The organism is Mycobacterium paraintracellulare, from assembly GCF_000276825.1.
In the GTDB taxonomy this organism is placed as follows: Bacteria; Actinomycetota; Actinomycetes; order Mycobacteriales; family Mycobacteriaceae; genus Mycobacterium; species Mycobacterium intracellulare.
Window position 1 is genome coordinate 593,243 of the sequence record NC_016948.1, and the last position, 15,200, is coordinate 608,442.

The window sequence follows — 15,200 nt, forward strand, 5'->3', positions numbered from 1 at the left end:
TACTATCTGCCCGGCACAAACGGAGGGGGACGGCGTGAACATGCCGTGGTTGCGGGGGCTGGGACTCGTTGGGGCCGTGCTGGTGGCCGCGACGACGCTGGCGAAAACCGCTGCGGCGGCGCCGCCGGCCCTGCCGTCGCCGCCCCCGGCACCGGGCATGGGAGTCGATCATGAATCCGGCAGGTGCACAGCGGGTTTCGCGGCACAGGGCGCCGACGGCAGCTACTACCTGATGACCAGCGGGCACTGCGACTCGCACGATGGCGCGGAGTGGACGTACGGCAACGATGCTCCGCTCGGCAAGATCTCGGCCAGCGAGCATGAAGGGGTCAAGCGGGACGCCGCGATCATCCGCCTCGAGCCGAGCATCGGCATGCCGGTGGGCGACATAGCCGGCAGGTATCAGGTTCGGGATGTGTTGAGCCACGCGCAGATTCAACCCGGTATGCCGTTCTGCAAGATCGGTGCGGTGACGGGTGAGACGTGCGGCGCCATCAAAGGCATCGACGGTGACGTGGTCGAAGCAAGCGTGTTCAGCCTGGACGGCGACAGCGGCAGTCCCGGCTTCGTGATGAACCCCGACGGCACCGTGAGCGCCGTCGGTCTGTTGATGTCCTCGCCCGACGGTGACGACTACACGACCTATTTCATGCTGATCAATCCGCTGCTGGACAGGTGGGGCCTGCGCGTTCTCCCGTGAGTGTCGTAGCGTTTGCAATTCTGACGTACCGGGTACCGACGCCATGGTGAAGCAGCGGAACCGGCGACACGAAGGGGAAGCAGTAGTGAAGCGTGGGATCGTAGCCGGCGTTGCCGGTGTGGCCCTGGTGATCGCGGCCGGCGCGGGGTGTTCGAGCAACAAGTCCGGTACGTCGCCGTCCGGCTCGTCTTCGCCGGCGGGTGCGGCGGGTCCGCTGGTGATCGTCGACGGCCAGAACCAGAACGTCAGCGGGCAGGTCACCTGCACCGCCGCGGGGGACAACACCAACATCGGCATCGGCGACCCCACCGCCGGGCTCGGCGCCGTGGTCAGCAATGGCAATCCGCCCCTGGTCCATTCGGTCGGGCTGGGCACCGTCAACGGGGTCGCGCTCGGTTTCTCCGACGCCGCGCCCAACCAGGGCGGCAGTGCCGGGGCCGCGGTCAACGGCAAGACGTGGGCGATCAAGGGCACCGCTACGGGTGTCGACATGAGCAACCCGCAGCAACCGCAGCAGGTAACCAAGTCATTCGAGTTGGACGTCACCTGCCCGTAGCGCAGGCCATCGACACCCGAGGGGAACGCAGCTATGTCTATGAAACGTGTCGTCGGCGCTGCCGCGGTGGCCGCCGGCCTGAGCATCTCCATGGCCACCCTGAACGCCGGGACGGCCTACTCCGCGCCACTTGACCCGCCTCCGCCCTGCCCGGGCTGCCACGGCGGTGGCGGTGGTGGCGGCGGCGGGGGCGGCAACCCCGGCGGCCCGGGCGGCGCGCCGGGCGGCCCGGGTGGACAGCCCGGCGGCCACGGCGGTCAGCAGGGCGGGGGGAACACCCCGCCGCAGGGTGGCCAGAACGGTCCGCCGGCGCAAGGTGGGCAGAATGGTCCGCCGGCGCAGGGTGGGCAGAATGGTCCGCCTGCGCAGGGTGGCCAGAATGGTCCGCCGGCGCAGGGTGGCCAGAACGGTCCGCCGGCGCAGGGTGGCCAGAACGGTCCGCCGGCGCAGGGCGGCCAGAACGGCCCGCCGCAGGGCGGGCAGAACGGCCCGCAGCCGAATGAGCGCGGTCAATACCCGCCGCAGCCGGGGCAGAACACCCCGCCGAATGAGCCCGGTCAGAACCCGCCGCAGGGCGGGCAGACCAACGCCCCGGCGAACACGCAGAATCCGCCGGGGAACGAGCGGCAGCGGTACGCCTCGCTCAACCCCCCGAGCACGCAGCCGCCGCACCCGCCGTACATTCCGCCGCGCGGGGTGTATGCCAGCGGCAACGCCGAGATCGGCGGGCCGGTGGGTCTCGACACCGGCTTCAGCGTCGTGGGCCACGGGGCACCCCCGCCGCCGCGCCCGCACAACTACGGCTGGAACGACGGCCCGGCGCCGGGCCACCCGCCGCCGCACTGGGTGGGCCCGCCGCCCCCGGGGGGCTGGAACGGTCCGCCGCCTCCGGGTGGGTGGAACCGGCCGTGGGCCGGACCGCCGCGTGACGTGCTGGTGGCCCGGGCGGACTTCGGACCGTTCAACTACAACACCTTTACCGTCGTCCCGGTCTTCAACTGGCAGTACGGCGGTTGGGGTTACTGGTTCTTCGGTGTCTGGGTGCCCCTGTACTGAGCGCGTATTACTGCGGGTGGGCCGCCACGTAGTCCGCGGCCGGGATCGGTGACGACGCGTCGTAGCCGATGGGCAGCACGACGTCGCCCGCGGTGGTGCGGCAATAGACGTCCCACCGGTAGTACGCGGTGAACGTGGCCGGATCGGCCGCGATCAGCGCCGCGTATTGGTCGACCGCGCGCACGTATTCGCCGGCGTGGTTGTAGCCGTAGATGGCGCGATCCCGATCGTTGGCAAAGCCGTTGGCGGCCAGGTAGCGGCCCGCCGCCAGGATGCTGTCGCGCGGGGAGTGGATATCGCCGCCCTGTCCGTAACCGGCGAACGTCGACGGCAAGAACTGCATGGGGCCCTGTGCCCCGGCGGTGCTCGCGCCCACGATGCTGCCGAAACGGGTCTCGATGAAGTTGATTGCGGCCAGGTAGTTCCAGCCGACGCCGGATTCGGACTCCGCCTGGTGGTAGTCGCTGAGCAGCTCGTCGGCCGGGGCCGGCGGCTCGATGCGCCACGCCGGCAGGGTGTCTCGCACCGGGGTCAGCGCGATGAGTTGCCGACGGGCGTCGACGTTGCGGTCGTACACCTCGGCCAGCTCTGCCGGGATGCGCGGGCGCGTCGTCGCGTCCCATTCGGGATGGCGTGCGATGGCCCGGTAGGCCGCCTGCTCGCGGTGTGCCGCCGCCGTCAGCGTCGGCTCCGCGGTCCCCGGGTCGCGCAGGGCGCGCTCGTCGGCGACGAGGTCGTCGGCCAGCTGCACGGGATCCGCCGCCAGCGGCGGCTGCGCGCCGCCGGGCGTCCCGGAATCCACGGGCACCACCCGGGTCGGCGCCGCGGTGGCGGACGTCGTCGTGGCCGCCGGGGAGGCATTTTTGGGATGCGACGCCGAACAACCGGCGAGCGCGACCATGATCGCGGCGAGGACGAGCGGCGCGGCGCGTCGGTTACGGCCCACAGTGATCACATCCGTCCATCGCCTCGATCCCCCACGGCTCCGGCTGGTTCGCCTCACAGCGAGTCTGTCGCATCCGAGCGCGTGACATCAATGCCGATGAAGGCTCAAACTGGTTGATATGCGCGACCGCGAGACGATCGACTCAGAACTGCGGCGCATCGCCCTTGGGCGACGATCGATCCGCGAGCAGGGTGGCCAGCCGTCGTCCCAAGAGGTCGACGAACTGCTCGACGAGCTCCTGGCCCACAGCACCGGGGCGACGCTCGTGAACGCGCCCAGCGCCCCCGAAACCCCGGCGGTCGCCGCCGCCCGGCGCCGGCACGACACGGTCACGCTCCTGAGGCCCAGCGGCGTGCTGCGCCGGCTGGGCCTGGTGGCGGCGTTGCCGCTGTCACTGGTGGCGATCGCCGCCGCCGCGATCGCCATATTCGCCGTCCGCCACCAAGATTCATCGGCGCAGTCGACGGAAGCCCCGCCGCCGGCCGCGTCGTCACCCAGTCGACCGGTCGCGTCGCCACCCGCTCGCATGGCTCCCCCCGCACCCGCCCCGCGGATTGGCGTAGCCGACACGGCGTTCATCGCCGCGTTGAAGCACGAAGGCGTGCCGATTCCCAGCCAGGATTACGTGATGGCCCAGGGGCACGCCGTCTGCGACTTCCTGGCGCACCAACACAACTTTTCCGACGCGGTCGGGTTCGTGCAGCGATCGTCGATCTGGGACGCCGATCAAAGCACCCATGTCACCGCGGGCGCCATCGTCGCGTACTGCCCCCAGTCCCTACCCTCTGCCTCAAACGAGATGCAGCCGTCCTATCAGGATGCCCTCTCCGATTTGCAGGCCATCGAAGGAAAACTGCGGGACATCCAGGGAGATCTGGACAACCTTCCGGGCCACCCGTGAGCCGGACGGGACGCCATCCCGCGTCGGATCGAGACCCGTTGCCCTGCAGGGTGTTACCTCAACGCAGTGTGGAGCGCATGCAACCGTGACCCTGCTATTTCTGGTTCTGAAAGTCGCCCTGATCGCCTTCGTCGTCGGAGGCACCGTCGCTGTGATCACCCGCGGGGTCAGACGTTCACGCGCGAACAGACTGGATCCGCGGTGGAAGGGACCCGGTGGTCAACCCGGGTATGAGGCATCCGCTTTGGGCGCCATGCCCAACACGCCGCTTCCCGAATGGGCCTACTGGGGCGACGAGGAGGACGACGACCACGGCGATGGCAGGGCGTGTTGAGCGCGCCAACGCAGGATTGAGCGCTTACCAAAGCGCTCCGTTTCGCGGGCTCCCGCCCTACACCCGCACCTCCGCCGGCTCGAGTCGACGCGTAGCTCGGACGGCATCACCCCTGCCGTAGAATCGTCGTGGCTTGTCGAGCCACCCAGGCCGCGTTAGCTCAGTTGGTAGAGCGTCGCTCTTGTAAAGCGGATGTCGAGAGTTCGAGTCTCTCACGCGGCTCCATTCCTGTCGGTACTCACCGATAGCGTCGCCTTATGTCCACGGTTTGTCGCAGGTGCGGAGTCGATTTCGACGGCCGTCGGCGAAAGGTGTTCTGCACCAACGCATGCCAACAATCACACCGCCGACACTTACGGCGTAAAGGCCTAACCGGTCACTGGTCGGTGTCGATCACGCGCGCCGAGCGCACCGCCCGTGACGAGGGCCGCCGGCGCCCCGGCAGCGGGATCCGATCCGCGATGTTGCTCAGCGGGTTGACCACCATGGTGAGCGCGATGACGGCGTCTTGCAGGGTGGCGATGGCGGGCTCGAGCGCCTCCATCCCCGGGGTGAGCCGCGCCAGGGTGTCGGCGACGTCGGCGAGCTGGTCCAGCGGCCCGTGTTTGGCGGTCAGCTTGTCGACCAGGCCGCCTTCGCTGAGCAGGCGGTCGGCCAGCCCGTCCTCGGCCAGCAGGCGTTCGATCAATCCGTCCTCGGCGACCAGCTGATCGGCAAGCCCGCCCGGCTGCAGCGTGCGCTGCAAGGCGCCGCCCTCGGCGGTCAGCCGGTCGAGCAGGCCGCCCTCCGAGGTCAGCATGTCGACGACCCCACCCGGGCGGAGCAACCGATCGAGCGGCCCGTCCGGGGCCACCGCCCGACCCAGCGGGGCGTCGTCGTCGAGCAGCCTGGCCAGCCGGTTGGCGCGCACGAGCGCGTCGTCGAGACCCAGCATCGACGTCATCGGGTTGGTGCCGGCGGACCCGTTCTCGCCCAAAGCCCGCTTCGCCACGCCAACGGCCGCGCTTGCCACGCCCAGACCCGCATCCGCCGCGGCCAGACCGACCCGCGCGGGAGCGGTCGCCGCCGACACGATGCTTTTGGCGAGGTTCATTCTTCGAGTCTATGCACGGCGCGGCCTGCGAAAAGGCCGATCCGTCTCAAGGCAACGCGCCGATGCCTGGCAGACTACTAACAGACGGTTGACACTGAGCTTTCAGGAATCACACAATTTTTCCATAGGTAACTTCAAGTAAGGGACAGCAGCACCTGATGACATCGCCAACTCCCAGCGACACCAAACCGGAGGCCCGCGTCCTCGTGGTCGACGACGAGGCCAACATCGTCGAACTGCTCTCGGTCAGCTTGAAGTTCCAGGGCTTCGAGGTCTACACGGCAACCAATGGCGCCCAGGCGCTGGACCGGGCGCGCGAAGCCCGTCCCGATGCCGTCATCCTCGACGTGATGATGCCCGGCATGGACGGGTTCGGGGTGTTGCGACGGTTGCGGGCCGACGGCATCGACGCCCCCGCGCTGTTTTTGACGGCGCGGGATTCCTTGCAGGACAAGATCGCCGGCCTGACGCTGGGGGGCGACGACTATGTGACGAAGCCGTTCAGCCTCGAAGAGGTCGTCGCGCGGTTGCGGGTCATCCTGCGGCGCGCCGGCAAGGGCGGGGCCGAACCACGCAGCGCCCGACTGACTTTCGCCGATATCGAACTCGACGAAGAAACGCACGAGGTGTGGAAGGCCGGTCAGCCCGTGTCGCTGTCGCCGACCGAATTCACGCTGCTGCGTTACTTCGTGATCAACGCGGGCACGGTGTTGAGCAAACCGAAGATCCTCGACCACGTATGGCGCTACGACTTCGGGGGCGACGTGAACGTCGTCGAGTCCTACGTGTCGTACCTGCGGCGCAAAATCGACACCGGCGAGAAGCGCCTGCTGCACACGCTGCGCGGCGTGGGTTATGTGTTGCGGGAACCGCGCTGAGCGCGTGCGCGGTCGTCAACGGTAGCGAAGAATTGGGTAGATGGTCACTCAGCCTCGACGCGGATTGCCGCTCCGAATAGGGCTCGTCGCCGCCACCTTGTTGCTGGTCGCGTGCGGCCTGGCCGTTTCCGGTGTCGCGGTGACGTCGATCCTGCGGCACAGTCAGATCAGCCGCATCGACCAGACGCTGCTCGACGCATCCCACAGCTGGGCGCTGGCCCCGCGTCGTCAGTCACCGCCGCCGTACGAGGGCCCCGACCCGGGCCGGCCACCGTCGAAGTTCTACGTGCGCGGCGTCGGCACGGACGGCATCCCCTTCACCGCCATCAACGACCGCAACGCCGAACCGGCGCTCCCGGCCAACAACGACGTGGGTCCCAACCCGACGACGCTGCCCTCGGTGAATGGCTCGAACATCCATTGGCGGGCTGTATCGGTGCGCGGGCCACAGGGTTTGACGACCGTCGCGATCGACCTGTCCGACCTCCAGCACACTCTCCGCTCACTGGTCTGGCTGCAGGTCGCCATCGGGGTGGGGGTGCTGGTCCTGGTCGGGATCGCCAGCTTCGCCGTCGTCCAGCGCAGCCTGCGGCCGTTGGCCGAAGTCGAACGAACGGCCGCGGCCATCGCGTCCGGCCAGTTGGATCGCCGTGTCCCAGAACGGGATCCGCGCACCGAGGTGGGCCGGCTCTCGCTCGCCCTCAACGGAATGCTGGCGCAGATTCAGCAAGCGCTGGCGTCCTCGGAGTCCTCGGCCGAGAAGGCCCGCGGCTCCGAGGACCGGATGCGCCGCTTCATCACCGACGCCAGCCACGAGCTGCGCACCCCGCTGACCACCATCCGCGGTTTCGCCGAACTGTATCGCCAAGGCGCCGCCCGCGACGTCGCCATGTTGTTGTCGCGGATCGAGAGCGAGGCCTCCCGGATGGGTCTGCTGGTGGACGACCTGCTGCTGCTGGCCCGCCTCGACGTGCAACGACCGCTCGAGCACAACCGGGTGGACCTGCTGGCGCTGGCCAGCGACGCCGTGCACGACGCGCAGGCGATCGATCCGGGGCGAACCATCACCATGAAGGTCCTCGACGGCCCCGGCACGCCGGAGGTGCTCGGCGACGAAGCGCGCATCCGGCAGGTGCTGAGCAATCTGATCGCCAACGCCTTGCAGCACACCCCGGAAAGCGCCGACGTGACGGTGCGGGTCGGCACCGACGGCGACGACGCGGTCCTCGAAGTGGCGGACAAGGGCCCCGGCATGAGCGAGCAGGACGCGTCGCGGGTGTTCGAGCGTTTCTATCGCACCGACTCGTCGCGGGCGCGCGCGAGCGGCGGGACCGGCCTGGGCCTATCCATCGTGGAGTCGCTGGTGCGGGCGCACGGCGGTGTCGTCAGCGTGACCACGGCGCCGGGCGAGGGCTGCTGCTTCCGGGTGACGTTGCCGCGCATCAGTGACGTCCACGCGCAGCACGCGGTTCACGCCAACTGAGCCAGGGCCGCCTTGATCTTGGCCTGGGCCTCGTCCAGCGATTCCGGTGAAGGGTTGCGGTCCACGTTGGCGAAGCCGAAGTCGCTGAGGCTGCGGGTGGGGAAGACGTGCACATGCAGGTGCGGCACCTCCAGTCCGGCGATGATCAGGCCCGACCGTTCGGTCCTGAAGGCCTTGCAGACGGCCTTGCCGATCAACTGGCTCACGGCCATCACCCGGGCGAAGGCCGCGCCGTCGACGTCCTGCCAATTGTCGATCTCTTCGCGCGGCACGACGAGGGTGTGTCCCTGGGTCATCGGCTCGATCGTCAGGAACGCCACGACGTCGTCGTCCTCATAGACAAAGCGGCCGGGCAGTTCGCGGTTGATGATCTTGGTGAAGATCGACGCCATGGGCACTCACTCCTCCTTGCCGAACTGCATCATCTCCAGGTTCCAGTAGCCGCGCATGTTGGTGATCAACCCGGCGTCGTTGACCTTGTAGGTGAACACCCCGCGCACCGAACTGGTCAGGCCGCCCTCGAATTTGCTGTTGAGCACCAAGATGTGGGCGATCTCGTCGGGGGAGCTCGACGGGAAGGTCTCCTCGCAGGTGATGGAGAGCTGATTGGCCGCGATGTTGGTGTCGAAGAACGCGCCGACGGCCTCCTTGCCACGGACACCGGTGCCGTCGGGGTTGGTGACGGACTTGCCGATCGGGTCCTCGATGACGACGTCATCGGACATCAGCGCCAACCAGCCCGCCCGGTCGTGCGCCTGCACGCACCGCCACGAGGACTGCGACGCGGCCAGGGCCGGGGATGCCTGGGATTCTTGCGCGGCTGCGGCTTCGGTCATTTCTTCTCCTGTCACTAGTTTGCGCACCCGGTGCCTCGGAACGAGTCAACCCGATGGGCGTCCGTGAGCCGATTGCGTTGTGGCACAAGGAGGGAGCTCGACAGCACACCGCCATGGCGCCGGTTCGCCCCGGCGCCATGAGGTGGCGGAAAGCCGGTCACAGCAGACGCGGCTGATGACGGGTGGTTTTACCGGTCGGCGTCGGTGTAGCGGATGACTCCGCGAATGTTCTTGCCGTCCAGCATGTCCTGGTAGCCGTCGTTGATCTGCTCGAGCCGGTATTGGCGGGTGATCATGTCGTCCAGGTTCAGCTTGCCGGCCTTGTACATCGACAGCAGCTGCGGGATGTCGTACTGCGGGTTGCCGCCACCGAAGATGGTGCCCTGCAGGTTCTTCTGCATCAGGGTCAGCATCGCCAGGTTGAGGTTGACGTTGGTGTCCAGCAGGCTGCCGATGGCGGTCAGCACGCAGGTCCCGCCCTTTTGGGTGATGTTGAGGTAGTTGTCGACGTCGGCGCCCTGCAGCTCGCCCACGGTGACGACGACCTTGTGGGCCATCAGGCCGTAGGTGACCTCGGCCATGCCGGCCATCGCGGCCATGATGTCGGGGTAGACGTGGGTGGCACCGAACTTCAGCGCCTGGTCGCGCTTCCACTCCACCGGGTCGATCGCGAAGATGTAGCGCGCGCCCGCGTTGACCGCGCCCTGCAGCGCGGCCATGCCGACCCCGCCGACGCCGACGATGGCGACGTCTTGGCCCGGCCGGATGTCAGCGGTGCGGACCGACGACCCGTAGCCGGTGGTGACACCGCAGCCGACCAGCGCGGCGACCTCGAACGGGACCGACGGGTCGATCTTCACCACCGAGCTGCGGTGCACGACCATGTAGGGGGAGAACGTTCCCAGCAGCGTCATGGGGAAGACGTTCTGGCCGCGGGCCTGGATGCGGAAGGTCCCGTCGGACACCGCGGCGCCGCCCAGCAGGCCGGCTCCCAGGTCGCAGAGGTTGCGCATGCCGGCCTGACAGGTCGGACACTGCCCGCAGGACGGGATGAACGACAGCACCACGTGGTCACCCGGCGCGATGTCTTCCACGCCCGGCCCGACCTCGGTGACGATGCCGGCGCCCTCGTGACCGCCCAGCACCGGGAAACCGGCCATCGGGATACCCCCGGTGACCAGGTGATGGTCGGAGTGGCACATGCCCGCCGCTTCCATCTGGATCTTGACCTCATGCGCTTGCGGGTCGCCGATCTCGATTTCCTCGATGGACCAGGGCTGGTTGAACTCCCAGATCAGTGCGCCTTTTGTCTTCACGATGGTCCTGACCCCATTTCGCCTTTGGAATTGATCAGCGCTGACCGGCCCTTCATGCCGGCCAGCTAGGTGACGGATGCCACAGGCACCCTCGTCGCGTCAGCATAGCGCGTGCAACAAATCAAATGCTTGGTTGGCTCCCCGCGGCGATCGCAAGCCCGGCGTAGCCGGGGCGCAGCGGGTTGCCGGCATTGCTTCGGTCACCAGATGGGGACCGGTGCTTCGCCGAGCGGGTAGTAGCCGGGCAGCTTCTCGCCCGCGATGCTGCGTTCGATGCGCCGCTGCATGCCCTCGCTCAGGTCGCCGGACTCGATGAGCTTGCCGTACATGTACGCGACGTGTCCGAAGTCGAAGAAGTCGCGCTGCCACTCGATCAACAGGTCGTCGTTGAGCCGGAACCAGCTGCCGCCGATGCCGTAGATCTCGCCCTGGGTGCCGTCGGCCTTGTTGACGATCTGCTTCCAGAAGCCGACGATCTCGCCCTGCTTCTCGTCGATGAGCACCTTCTGGTACTCATACACCCAGTTCTCCAGGCCTTCCATCTCCAAACCCAAAGCGATGTCGCGGATCTCGTCGACGCCGACGCACATCACGTCTTCTTTGGGGCCGATGTTCCACCCGTAGGTCGCGTCTTTGGTATAGAAGTCCGCCAATGGCCGCCAGTCACCGGCCTTTTCGCAGTCCTTGTTGGCTTGCAGCCAGCGGTCGACCCATGCCTCGAGCTCTTCGCGTGACGCCACTGTCAATCTTCTTTCTCTTTGATGAGTAGTGCTTGTGTTGGGCACATCTCGACCGCGCGTTCGACTTCGTCGCGGGCGTCTTCGGGGGGCTCGGGGTCAAGGATCTCGACCTTGCCCCGCTTGGGCACCTGGAAGTAGTCGGGCGCCTCCAGTTCGCACATGGCGTGGCCCTGACACAAATCCAGATCGGCTTCGATTCGGAATCCGCCCATCGGACTTACTCCTTACGCGTTGCGCTTGCGGTAGCGGACCTTGGCCGGCCGGGCGAGCTGCACGACCATCTTCGAGTGATCGTTGTGATAGCTGTCCGCCGGTTGCGCCATCTCGAAGTCGTACTCGCGCAACAGCACCGAGAAGATCGCCTTGATCTGCATCTGGGCGAACGCGGCGCCCACGCAGCGGTGGCGACCCGCACCGAACGGAATCCAGGTCCACCGGTTGACGATGTCGGCCTGCTCGGGCTTGTTGTAGCGGTCGGGCCGAAACGCGTCGGGGTCGGGGAAGTCCTCGGGAATCCGGTTGGAGATCGCCGGGGACGCCGCGACGTAGTCGCCGTTGTGTATCGGGAAGCCCTCGACCTCGAACTCGCCCTTGGCCACCCGCATCAGGATGATCAGCGGTGGGTGCAGCCGCAGCGTCTCCTTGACCACGTTGTCCAGCTTCGGAATCGAGCGCAGCGCATGGAAACTCACCTCCTGGCCGTCGGCGTAGAGCTCCTCGAGCTCGGCCAGCACCTCGGCGTACACCTCGGGATGGCGGATCAGCTCGATCAACGTCCAGGCCGAGGTCCCCGAACTCGTGTGGTGCCCGGCGAACATCAGCGAGATGAACATGCCGGTGACCTCGTCGGCGGAGAACCGCAGATTGCCGTCCTCGTCCTTGATCGACACCAGCACGTCGAGCATGTCGCGATCGGCCTTGTCCTTCGGCGGGTTGGCCAGCCGCTGGTCCATGATCTCCTGAACCACCGCAACGAGTTTGACGCGGGCCTCGTCGCGGCGCCGGAAGCTGTCGATCGGCAGGTACGGATCGACGTAGCACAGCGGGTCGGTGCCGCGTTCCAGCTCGTGGTAGTACTCGGCGAACCGGTGGTCGAGCTGCTCGCGGAACTTCAAACCGATCAGGCAGGCCGTCGAGGTGTAGATCGTCAGCTCGGCGAAGAAGTCGAGGAGCTCGATCTCGCCCTCGTCGCCCCAGTCGGCGATCATCTTCTTGACTTCGCCCTCGATGGTGCTGGCGTGGCCCTTCATCTGCTCGCCGCGCAGCGCCGAGTTGTGCAGCATCTCCTTGCGCCGCTCGGGGCTGGCGTCGAACACCACGCCCTTACCGAAGATCGGCGTCATGAAGGGGTAGGCCTCGGCCTGATCCAGGTCTTCGTCGGCGGAGCGGAAGAAGAACTCGTTGGCGCCCGCGCCCGACAACAGGATGACGTGCTTTCCGGCCAGCTGGAACCAGCCGACGTCGCCGCACTCGTCACGGACGCGTTTCATCAAACCGATTGGGTCGGTGCGGAATTCCTCGAGGTGGCCGTGCTCCTCTTCACCGCCGGAAACCCGGGGCACGATCGCGGTGGTCATCTGCTCACTCCTCCTCGGCGCGCGATGCGCGCCGCATCGTCGATTCGCGAAGTGGTCGTCATTGTCCTGGCATCCCCTCTTCGCCGAGTGCGAGCTTCTGGCGATCTTTGTTGTCTGCTAACGGCGCCTCGGGCTGGAGCTCCATGTTGGCGACGAAGCCGCCCCGCGGCGTCTCCGCGACGAACGTAATCGCCCGCGCGAGATCGGACGCCCGCAGGAAGTAGTCGTGGCGGGCCTGCCCCCACTTGGCCCAATCTTCCAGTGCGGGACCGATCTTCTCGGCGGGCAGGCTCCACCCCATCGACGTCTTCGTCGGGCCGGGATGCACGATCGAGGCCCGCACGCCCGTGCCCTCGAGCTCCATCTGGAAGTTGGTGACCATCGCCACGAGCGCGGCCTTGGCCGCGCCGTAGGCCCCCATGTGCGGCCGCTGGCGCAGGGCGACATCGGAACCGACGAAGATCAGGTCGCCCCGCTGGCGCTCCAGCATGCCCGGCAGCACCGCGGCGGCCAGCCGGTTGGCGCCGACGAGGTGGATCTGCAGCTGGGACTCGAATTCGTCGGTGGTGATCTCGGCGAGCTTGCCGAAGTACGTGTCGCCCGCCCCGGCCACCAGCACCTCGATGTCGCCGAGCGCGTCGACCGACTGGGCCACAAAGGATTTCACCGAATTTGGATCGGTCACATCGAGGTGAAACCCGACCGCCTCGCCGCCGTCGGCGTTGATCTTGCCGACGATGTCGTCGAGCTTCTCGACCCGGCGTGCGCCCAGGGCGACCGGGAAGCCGTGCGCCGCGAGGTCGATGGCGGCGGCCTCCCCGATGCCGGAGGACGCGCCGGCCACGATGGCGGGCCGGCGTTCGGGCAGGGGCTCAAAGCGGGGCATTCAGCGGACCTCCACGCTCATTGGTAGGTGGGCGAATCCGCGGACATTGCTGGAGTGGACGCGGACGGCGTTGGCCTCGTCCACTTCATAGCCGCGGATTCGCTTGAACAACTCGGTGAGCGCCACCCGGGCTTCCATCCGCGCCAGATGCGCGCCCAGGCAGAAGTGTGCGCCGCTACCGAAACTCAATAGCTTGGGCCCGATTTCGCGCCCGATCACATAGTCGTCAGGGTGGTCGAAGACCCGCTCGTCACGATGGCCCGAACCGGGCAACAGCAACAGGACGTCGCCGTCGGGAATGGTGGTGTCGTAGAGGGTGAGCTCGCCGGACACGGTGCGGGCCAGGATCTGGCTGGAGGTGTCGTAGCGCAGGGTCTCCTCGACCCACAGCGGCACCCGGGACAGATCGTCGTAGACCGGAGTCAGCTGATCGGGGTTCTTATGACCCCAAAAGGCGGCGTTGGCAAGCAGTTTGGTGGTGGTCTCGTTTCCCGCGATCACCATCAGGAACATGAAGCCGAGCACCTCGTCGTCGGTGAGCCGGTCGCCGTCGATCTCGGCTTCCAGCAGCGCCGACGTCAGATCGTCCGTCAATTGCTCGCGCCGCTCGGCCACCATCTGTTGGTAGTAGACGATGAGGTTGAGGGAGGCCTCGACGGCCTCGGGCGGCACGTCGGTGACGCCCTCGTCGCGGTGCATCACCCCGTCGGCCCAGGCGCGGACCTGGTCTCGGTCCGGCTCGGGCACACCCATCAACTCGGAGATGACGTCCATGGGCAGCTTGCCGGCGAACTCGTCGACATAGTCGACGGTGCCGTTCTCCGCCTTGGCCAGCATCGTGTCGAGGTGCTGCGTGGCGATCTCGGTGACCCGGGGTTCGAGTTCGCGAATCCGGCGCGGGGTGAAGCCTTTTGAGACCAGCGTGCGCAGCCGCAGGTGGGCCGGATCGTCCATCGCGAGAAAGCTCATCGTCTTACTGGCGTGCGGGCCGCGCGACGCCGGATCCAGCGAGACGCCGTACTTGTTGGACAGCGTGGTGCTGTTGCGGAATCCCTGCAGCACGTCTTGGTGCCGGGACAGCGCCCAGAACTTCAGTTCTTCATTGCGATACAGCGGGGCGTCGTCGCGAAGACGCTTGTAGTACGGGTACGGATCCTCGTGGAAGTCGTAATCGTACGGATCGAGGACCAGCTCGTGGTCGCCAACGTGGACGGTCATCGCTTAGGTTCCTGCCTCTGTCTCTGGGCTGGTGTCTTTGGCGCCGGTCAGGATCAGCCGGACCACGTAGGCCAGCCGGTCGGCGATCTCGCGGTAGCTGAATTCGCCACTGCCGCCCTGGACCAGCGCGCCGAAAAAGGACATCTCCAGTGCGGACACGGTCGTGGGATCGGCGTTGGGGCCCATCGCGGATGTGATCCTGCGGTGGATCTCCACGCCGATGCGGTCGCGGGCGGCGCGCACCGCGGGGTCCGCCCCGCCGCTGAGCAAGGCCGTCGTGCAGGCGGCGCTGACTTCGGGCTCGTCGGCGACCACCAGGGCCAGATGGCGCAGCACCTGTTCCACCCTGCTGGGCATCGGGTCGTTGACGTCGGTGAAGTAGGGGACCTGCCGCACCAGGTCCAGGTAGACCTCGGCGATCAGGTGATTCTTCGACGAGAAGTAGGTGTAGGCGGTGGCGGGCGCCACCTTGGCGCGGGCCGCCACCGCGCGCACGGTCAGGTCGGCGTAGGACTTTTCGCGCAACGTTTCGATGCCGGCGGCCAATACTTTCCGGAAGGTCTCCTCTTGACGCCGGTTGCGCGGCGTCTGGCCGGTCTGACGGTCGGCGTCGGAGGTGATCGCCAGTGCATCGCTGGACACATGTCCAAGCTAGTGGATGGTGTCGGCGCGAAGCAAGT

18 protein-coding genes and 1 tRNA gene are annotated in these 15,200 nt (G+C 67.4%); 8 read left to right on the top strand and 11 right to left on the bottom strand.

Features of this window, described 5'->3' with window-relative positions:
• The first annotated feature begins 34 nt into the window (after positions 1-34).
• From OCQ_RS02960 to OCQ_RS02970, 3 genes are all read left to right on the top strand, one after another.
• Positions 35-700, top strand: a complete 666-nt coding sequence (locus OCQ_RS02960) for a S1 family peptidase (RefSeq protein ID WP_014383783.1) — start codon at positions 35-37, stop codon at positions 698-700.
• An 85-nt stretch (positions 701-785) separates the two neighbouring features.
• The gene (locus tag OCQ_RS02965) at positions 786-1,256 is read left to right on the top strand and encodes a lipoprotein LpqH (protein WP_014379063.1); all 471 of its coding nucleotides are present in this window, start codon (positions 786-788) and stop codon (positions 1,254-1,256) included.
• 39 nt (positions 1,257-1,295) lie between these two features.
• The gene (locus tag OCQ_RS02970; RefSeq protein WP_014383784.1) at positions 1,296-2,312 is read left to right on the top strand and encodes an MAP_0585 family protein; all 1,017 of its coding nucleotides are present in this window, start codon (positions 1,296-1,298) and stop codon (positions 2,310-2,312) included.
• Between the two features lie 7 nt (positions 2,313-2,319).
• On the opposite strand, the gene OCQ_RS02975 is transcribed toward OCQ_RS02970, so the two are convergent.
• Positions 2,320-3,213 (bottom strand): lytic transglycosylase domain-containing protein, encoded by an 894-nt coding sequence (locus OCQ_RS02975; RefSeq protein ID WP_179293401.1) that lies wholly within the window; start codon positions 3,211-3,213, stop codon positions 2,320-2,322.
• A gap of 163 nt (positions 3,214-3,376) precedes the next feature.
• Between OCQ_RS02975 and OCQ_RS02980 the strand changes: the two genes are divergently transcribed.
• The 3 genes from OCQ_RS02980 (at position 3,377) to OCQ_RS02990 (ending at position 4,718) form a co-directional block, all read left to right on the top strand.
• Positions 3,377-4,159: a DUF732 domain-containing protein gene (locus OCQ_RS02980; protein ID WP_014383785.1), complete on the top strand. Its 783-nt coding sequence runs from the start codon at positions 3,377-3,379 to the stop codon at positions 4,157-4,159.
• An 85-nt stretch (positions 4,160-4,244) separates the two neighbouring features.
• On the top strand, positions 4,245-4,493 hold the full coding sequence (locus OCQ_RS02985; RefSeq protein WP_009951978.1) for a hypothetical protein: 249 nt from the start codon (positions 4,245-4,247) through the stop codon (positions 4,491-4,493).
• A 149-nt stretch (positions 4,494-4,642) separates the two neighbouring features.
• Positions 4,643-4,718, top strand: a tRNA-Thr gene (locus OCQ_RS02990).
• 151 nt (positions 4,719-4,869) lie between these two features.
• On the opposite strand, the gene OCQ_RS02995 is transcribed toward OCQ_RS02990, so the two are convergent.
• The gene (locus OCQ_RS02995) at positions 4,870-5,586 is read right to left on the bottom strand and encodes a hypothetical protein (protein WP_008263798.1); all 717 of its coding nucleotides are present in this window, start codon (positions 5,584-5,586) and stop codon (positions 4,870-4,872) included.
• A gap of 158 nt (positions 5,587-5,744) precedes the next feature.
• Here OCQ_RS02995 and phoP point away from each other — a divergent pair, with 158 nt between their 5' ends.
• Both phoP and OCQ_RS03005 read left to right on the top strand, forming a co-directional pair.
• The gene (phoP, locus tag OCQ_RS03000; protein ID WP_008263800.1) at positions 5,745-6,464 is read left to right on the top strand and encodes a two-component system response regulator PhoP; all 720 of its coding nucleotides are present in this window, start codon (positions 5,745-5,747) and stop codon (positions 6,462-6,464) included.
• Between the two features lie 40 nt (positions 6,465-6,504).
• Positions 6,505-7,947, top strand: a complete 1,443-nt coding sequence (locus OCQ_RS03005; protein WP_014381773.1) for a sensor histidine kinase — start codon at positions 6,505-6,507, stop codon at positions 7,945-7,947.
• Here the strand turns inward: OCQ_RS03005 and OCQ_RS26445 are convergent.
• The 9 genes from OCQ_RS26445 to OCQ_RS03050 all read right to left on the bottom strand — a co-directional run bounded on the left by OCQ_RS26445 (position 7,935) and on the right by OCQ_RS03050 (position 15,162).
• A complete protein-coding gene (locus tag OCQ_RS26445) occupies positions 7,935-8,339 on the bottom strand; it encodes an HIT family protein (RefSeq protein WP_009951974.1) in 405 nt (134 codons plus the stop codon). The genes OCQ_RS03005 and OCQ_RS26445 overlap by 13 nt on opposite strands.
• A gap of 6 nt (positions 8,340-8,345) precedes the next feature.
• On the bottom strand, positions 8,346-8,783 hold the full coding sequence (locus OCQ_RS26450) for a ketosteroid isomerase family protein (RefSeq protein ID WP_009951973.1): 438 nt from the start codon (positions 8,781-8,783) through the stop codon (positions 8,346-8,348).
• 188 nt (positions 8,784-8,971) lie between these two features.
• On the bottom strand, positions 8,972-10,099 hold the full coding sequence (locus OCQ_RS03020; protein WP_008263811.1) for an NDMA-dependent alcohol dehydrogenase: 1,128 nt from the start codon (positions 10,097-10,099) through the stop codon (positions 8,972-8,974).
• 200 nt (positions 10,100-10,299) lie between these two features.
• Positions 10,300-10,839 carry a nuclear transport factor 2-like protein gene (locus OCQ_RS03025; RefSeq protein ID WP_008263812.1) on the bottom strand — a complete coding sequence of 180 codons (540 nt, stop codon included), beginning with the start codon at positions 10,837-10,839 and terminating at the stop codon, positions 10,300-10,302.
• A 2-nt stretch (positions 10,840-10,841) separates the two neighbouring features.
• Complete coding sequence (locus tag OCQ_RS03030; RefSeq protein WP_008263814.1) at positions 10,842-11,051, bottom strand: ferredoxin; 210 nt, start codon at positions 11,049-11,051, stop codon at positions 10,842-10,844.
• A gap of 12 nt (positions 11,052-11,063) precedes the next feature.
• Positions 11,064-12,416: a cytochrome P450 gene (locus OCQ_RS03035; RefSeq protein ID WP_014379070.1), complete on the bottom strand. Its 1,353-nt coding sequence runs from the start codon at positions 12,414-12,416 to the stop codon at positions 11,064-11,066.
• A 58-nt stretch (positions 12,417-12,474) separates the two neighbouring features.
• A complete protein-coding gene (locus tag OCQ_RS03040) occupies positions 12,475-13,302 on the bottom strand; it encodes an SDR family oxidoreductase (protein ID WP_014379071.1) in 828 nt (275 codons plus the stop codon).
• Positions 13,303-14,520 (bottom strand): cytochrome P450, encoded by a 1,218-nt coding sequence (locus tag OCQ_RS03045; RefSeq protein WP_014379072.1) that lies wholly within the window; start codon positions 14,518-14,520, stop codon positions 13,303-13,305.
• Between the two features lie 3 nt (positions 14,521-14,523).
• Positions 14,524-15,162 (bottom strand): TetR/AcrR family transcriptional regulator, encoded by a 639-nt coding sequence (locus tag OCQ_RS03050; RefSeq protein WP_009951967.1) that lies wholly within the window; start codon positions 15,160-15,162, stop codon positions 14,524-14,526.
• Positions 15,163-15,200 lie beyond the last annotated feature (38 nt).

Excerpts from the sequence above, each read along its gene's own strand:
- OCQ_RS03005 (WP_014381773.1), top strand. The coding sequence starts at position 6,505 with ATGGTCACTCAGCCTCGACGCGGATTGCCGCTCCGAATAGGGCTCGTC.
- OCQ_RS03030 (WP_008263814.1), bottom strand. The coding sequence starts at position 11,051 with ATGGGCGGATTCCGAATCGAAGCCGATCTGGATTTGTGTCAGGGCCAC.
- OCQ_RS03045 (WP_014379072.1), bottom strand. The coding sequence starts at position 14,520 with ATGACCGTCCACGTTGGCGACCACGAGCTGGTCCTCGATCCGTACGAT.
- OCQ_RS26450 (WP_009951973.1), bottom strand. The coding sequence starts at position 8,783 with ATGACCGAAGCCGCAGCCGCGCAAGAATCCCAGGCATCCCCGGCCCTG.
- OCQ_RS02970 (WP_014383784.1), top strand. The coding sequence starts at position 1,296 with ATGAAACGTGTCGTCGGCGCTGCCGCGGTGGCCGCCGGCCTGAGCATC.
- OCQ_RS03035 (WP_014379070.1), bottom strand. The coding sequence starts at position 12,416 with ATGACCACCGCGATCGTGCCCCGGGTTTCCGGCGGTGAAGAGGAGCAC.
- OCQ_RS02980 (WP_014383785.1), top strand. The coding sequence starts at position 3,377 with ATGCGCGACCGCGAGACGATCGACTCAGAACTGCGGCGCATCGCCCTT.
- OCQ_RS03040 (WP_014379071.1), bottom strand. The coding sequence starts at position 13,302 with ATGCCCCGCTTTGAGCCCCTGCCCGAACGCCGGCCCGCCATCGTGGCC.
- OCQ_RS26445 (WP_009951974.1), bottom strand. The coding sequence starts at position 8,339 with ATGGCGTCGATCTTCACCAAGATCATCAACCGCGAACTGCCCGGCCGC.
- OCQ_RS02975 (WP_179293401.1), bottom strand. The coding sequence starts at position 3,213 with ATGGTCGCGCTCGCCGGTTGTTCGGCGTCGCATCCCAAAAATGCCTCC.
- phoP (WP_008263800.1), top strand. The coding sequence starts at position 5,745 with ATGACATCGCCAACTCCCAGCGACACCAAACCGGAGGCCCGCGTCCTC.
- OCQ_RS02995 (WP_008263798.1), bottom strand. The coding sequence starts at position 5,586 with ATGAACCTCGCCAAAAGCATCGTGTCGGCGGCGACCGCTCCCGCGCGG.